Source organism: Bacillus sanguinis, assembly GCF_018332475.1.
Classification (GTDB): domain Bacteria; phylum Bacillota; class Bacilli; order Bacillales; family Bacillaceae_G; genus Bacillus_A; species Bacillus_A sanguinis.
Genome location: NZ_BOQB01000464.1, coordinates 1 through 2,373, shown reverse-complemented (window position 1 = coordinate 2,373; position 2,373 = coordinate 1). Strand labels below are relative to the sequence as shown.

3 protein-coding genes are annotated in these 2,373 nt (G+C 36.8%); 2 read left to right on the top strand and 1 reads right to left on the bottom strand.

Annotated features, from left to right (window positions below; genetic code table 11):
- A partial coding sequence (locus tag KI369_RS27695; RefSeq protein WP_208752769.1) for a 2-hydroxycarboxylate transporter family protein occupies nucleotides 1-143 on the top strand: 143 nt, incomplete at its 5' end.
- A gap of 59 nt (nucleotides 144-202) precedes the next feature.
- Nucleotides 203-1,402 (top strand): NAD(P)-dependent malic enzyme, encoded by a 1,200-nt coding sequence (locus KI369_RS27690; RefSeq protein ID WP_212958829.1) that lies wholly within the window; start codon nucleotides 203-205, stop codon nucleotides 1,400-1,402.
- A 297-nt stretch (nucleotides 1,403-1,699) separates the two neighbouring features.
- Here KI369_RS27690 and KI369_RS27685 read toward each other — a convergent pair whose 3' ends face one another.
- The gene (locus KI369_RS27685) at nucleotides 1,700-2,224 is read right to left on the bottom strand and encodes a DUF4871 domain-containing protein (RefSeq protein ID WP_212958827.1); all 525 of its coding nucleotides are present in this window, start codon (nucleotides 2,222-2,224) and stop codon (nucleotides 1,700-1,702) included.
- Nucleotides 2,225-2,373 lie beyond the last annotated feature (149 nt).

Genomic DNA, 2,373 nt, shown 5'->3' with positions numbered 1-2,373 from the left:
GTGGTTTAGGTGGAACTGGAGATGTTGCTATTTTATCAGCTTCAAATCGAATGGAATTAATGCCATTCGCGCAAATTTCGACTCGTTTAGGCGGGGCAGCAATGGTTGTAACAGCGACAATCTTATTAAAAATGTTTTCATGATCAAACAAGCTAGCTATATTCATATAGCTAGCTTGTCAAATTAAGGGGAGATTATAAGTATGTTAGAAAATCAAATTAATGAGAGATCATTGTTATTGCATAAAGAATTAGTAGGGAAAATTGAGATTACAAGTAAAGTAGAAGTAAATTCAGCGGATGATTTAAGTCTGACATATACACCAGGTGTAGCGGAGTCTTGCAAAGCAATTGCAGCAGATGAAGAAACAGTGTATGACTATACAGCACGCGGTAATATGGTGGCAGTTGTCTCAGATGGAACAGCGGTACTTGGCTTAGGGAATATTGGACCGAAAGCAGCTATGCCTGTTATGGAAGGGAAGAGTATTTTATTTAAGAAATTTGCGAATGTAGATGCTTTTCCGTTATGTTTAGGTACGACTGATGTGGATGAAATCGTTACCCTTGTGAAAAATTTAGAGCCTACGTTTGCAGGAATTAACTTAGAAGATATTGCGGCACCACGTTGTTTTGAAATTGAAAAGCGATTAAAAGCAGAAACAAATATTCCTATATTCCATGATGATCAACATGGAACAGCTATTGTCGTATTAGCAGCTGTTATTAATGCATTAAAAGTTGTTAGCAAACAAATGGATAATGTGAAAATTGTTATTAACGGTGCGGGTTCGGCAGGGATTGCAATTGGAAATTTATTATTAAAGGCTGGTGCAAAGCACATTACGTTAGTTAGCTTAGAAGGTATTGTTTGTGAAGGTGAATCATGGATGAACGAAGCGCAAATTGAAGTTTCAAAAAAGACAAATCGAGAATATGTGCGTGGAACGTTAAAAGAAGCAATTCATCAAGCGGATATTTTTATTGGCGTATCTGCTCCTAACGTATTAACGAAAGAACTTGTACAAACGATGAATGAGAAAGCAATTGTGTTTGCTATGGCGAATCCAATTCCAGAAATCTTCCCTGAGGATGCATTAGAGGCTGGGGCAGCTGTAGTAGGAACCGGGCGCTCGGATTATGCGAATCAAGTAAATAATGTATTGGCGTTCCCAGGGATATTCCGTGGTGCGTTAGATGTGCGCGCGACTGATATTACAGAAGAGATGAAATTAGCGGCAGCATATGGGATCGCTAACATCATTACGGACGAAGAACGTAATGCGAATTATGTAATCCCGAATCCGTTAGATAAAAGAGTTGTTCCAAGTGTTGCAGAAGCTGTAGCGAAAGCAGCCATTGATTCAAGTGTGGCACAAATTATGAAAATACCAAGTTATTAATAGCGAAAAGCAGTGCCTAAAAAGGCACTGCTTTTTTGAGATAAGAAATCAAAATAATGAAGAAGTATAAAATTATTTATTTATGTTTCTTCACTATTTATTTAATTCCATTGCAACTTGTTTACCATTTACTAAAACCTCAGTTACTGCTACGATCACTTCTATCATTTTTTTCATCTCTCATCTCTCCTCGTGTCATTTCTTATTTTAAGTATAAGAGAAGAGAGATACTTAAACTATCGAAGTATATGACGTAGAAATTACATTGTTGTAAGAAAGTGTTTTAGTTTTGTCACTTTACTCAGCAGTAACTACAAACTGATCATAATATTTTTCATTCACATATATATTTAATACCCATAATCCAGAGGAAGGTAGCGACATAGTAAGCGGGAGTTCGTCTGTAGTAGAATCAATTGTATTTGAAGTAGTCCAAGTTGTTTTGGAAGTTTCTTGTTGAAAGAGTACTGGTGTTGGAGTTACTGATCCTTGTTTTAGTGCGATGATAGATAGCTTACCAGTTGGCATTTCAGGGTCTAAAAAGTACCACATCGTTTCATTTTTTTCATTTGCGATAATGGGGCTATCAGCCATTGCGATTTTTTCTTCGATACCTTTTAAAGGTGTTTTTTCTTGTATGAAGGAGGGTGTTTCTTCCCAATTTACATCTTTTAAAACGCTAAGATGAAAGAAGGAAGGTGCATTAACTTGGGTGGATGACGTGGCGATAGCTTCTTTTTTAGGTGCTTCTGAATCAGGCTGCGCTTGTGTGCATCCAGCGATGAGAAAGAAGAAAAGTAGCATAGTTCCAATTTTTTTCATGGTGTCACACTCCTAATTTTTATTGTTAGTGTAATTGTATTTGCTAGAAGGCGGGACAATTCCTTTAAAACGTCAAAAGAGGTCGTAAGTTTTGTACGACCTCTTTTGACATTTTCTATATTTGTTCAGTTGAAAAGGTAGGTTCATTT